Annotated in this window: 1 protein-coding gene; it reads left to right on the top strand. The window is 39.6% G+C overall.

The window, feature by feature from the left end; genetic code table 11:
- The coding region (locus RM545_RS17540) for an IS1634 family transposase (protein ID WP_311496581.1) at nucleotides 1-430 on the top strand (430 nt) is incomplete at its 5' end.
- Nucleotides 431-457 lie beyond the last annotated feature (27 nt).

The raw sequence follows: 457 nt of genomic DNA, 5'->3' as shown, positions 1-457 counted from the left end.
CGAGGGAGAAATCACTGTGGCAATTGATATGGAGAAGCTTGGGCAGGATGCAAGATGGGATGGACTCAAAGGATATCTGTCCAACACAAAGCTACCTAAAGATCAAGTCATTGAAAATTACCAACACCTTTGGCAAATCGAATATGCTTTTAGAATCGCCAAAACGGATTTAAAGATCAGACCCATCTACCACCGATTACAAAAACGCATCGAAGCACATATATGTATATCCTTTGTTGCCTATAAAATATTTAAAGAACTGGAGCGGCAACTCAAGGCCAAGAAAGCTACTATTAGTGCTAACAAAGCCATCGAAATTGCAGAGAACATTCATGAAATAACCTTCGAACTTCCTAGCGGAAGTAAAATAAATAAGTTGTTATTACTCACGGAAGAGCAAAAATATTTTGCTTCCTTAGTACAAGTATAGGTCAGGGTGTCCCAGTGCGGAAGTCAG

The organism is Autumnicola lenta (assembly GCF_031846515.1).
GTDB classification, from domain to species: Bacteria; Bacteroidota; Bacteroidia; order Flavobacteriales; family Flavobacteriaceae; genus Autumnicola; species Autumnicola lenta.
The sequence above is the reverse complement of the archived record's forward strand: the minus strand, read 5'-3'. Positions and strand labels throughout refer to the sequence as shown.